Source organism: Cupriavidus sp. 01L45 (assembly GCF_056399885.1).
In genome coordinates, this window is sequence record NZ_JBFTSG010000154.1 from 1 (window position 1) to 1,351 (window position 1,351).

1 protein-coding gene is annotated in these 1,351 nt (G+C 61.0%); it reads left to right on the forward strand.

Annotation, left to right across the window (positions count from 1 at the left end; translation table 11 throughout):
* Positions 1 to 1,317: IS4 family transposase (locus tag AC1DT6_RS40485; protein ID WP_477115624.1), on the forward strand; the 1,317-nt coding region annotated here is incomplete at its 5' end.
* Positions 1,318 to 1,351 lie beyond the last annotated feature (34 nt).

The window sequence follows — 1,351 nt, forward strand, 5'->3', positions numbered from 1 at the left end:
TGCTTGCGCTGGCTGTTTAGCGCAAGCAGGGCGGCGGCCAATAGAGGATCATTTCTCGATCTTCGCTTGGCTCTGATGCCCCTGTCCGATCTGTTCGCTACGCTTACCCAATATCTGCACACCCAGGTCTTTCGCGATCTGGCCCGTCATCCCGAACATCCGGCCGCATTCACCCGTCAGCGTAAGCTCACCCTGCCGACACTGATCACCTTCATGCTTGGCAACTTGCGCATGGGGGTGCAAGCCGAACTCGATCAATTCTTCGCCGCACTCGCCCGCCAAAATACCTTGTGCCGACGCGTCAGTGAACAAGCGTTCGCCCAGGCTCGCAGCAAACTCAGCGGCGATGTCTTTGCTCACCTCAATGACTGGCTGCTTCAGCAAGTGTCCAAACATTTGCCACGCTGGCATGGCTTTCGGTTGGTCGCCGCGGACGCCTCACACCTGCGTTTCGCCATCCGCCACAGCCATCTCCCTCGAGCCGCCACCCGCGATCAACTCGCCTTTGGCCTGTACCTGCCTGAGGCCGAGATCATGCTCACCGCGTCACTGCACAGCGTGCACGAGAACGAACGCCAGATCCTGTTCGAGCATCTGGACCGCCTGCAATCCGACGACTTGCTTTTGCTCGACCGCGGCTACCCAGCCCGCTGGCTGGTGGCCGTGCTCAACCAACGAAACATCCCTTTCTGCATGCGCGCCGACGGCAGCGGCTTTGCTGCCGTACGGCGCTTCGTGCGCTCTGACCGTGTCGAGGCCATCGTTACGCTCCCGGCTCCAGCCCGCATTGACGCGCGCGACTATGAGTGTGCGGCTTCCCCGCAGACCGTTCGGCTGATCCGGCAGATCTCGCCAGCCGGTAAGGTGCGCGTGCTCATCACCAATCTGCTCGACATGCACCGATATCCGGCTGCCACCTTCCGCGATCTCTACCATCAGCGCTGGCGCCTGGAGGAGGCGTTTAAACGTCTCAAACACCGCATGGCACTCGAACACCTGTCCGGCCTGTCGCAGTTGGCTGCCAGGCAGGACTTCGGCGCCAAAATCCTGAGCGACAACCTCCACGCCCTGTGCTGCCTCACCGCCGCACAGGAATATGAGATTGGCTCGGAGCATCGGATCAACCGTGCCTACGCCATCACCGCCCTCAAACCTGTCCTGTCAGCGGCGCTGCTCGGCTTGCGCTGGGCCAAGGCCGCTCTGAATGAGACCTTGGCCGTGATCGCAACACGTATCCATCGCGTGCGGCCGGATCGCGCCAAGCCTCGTCCGCCTCGCCACAAACCTCATCGACATGCTGCTTATAAGGCCTGTTGATGCCTAATTGTTGATGCTTAACTTGGGTGGATTG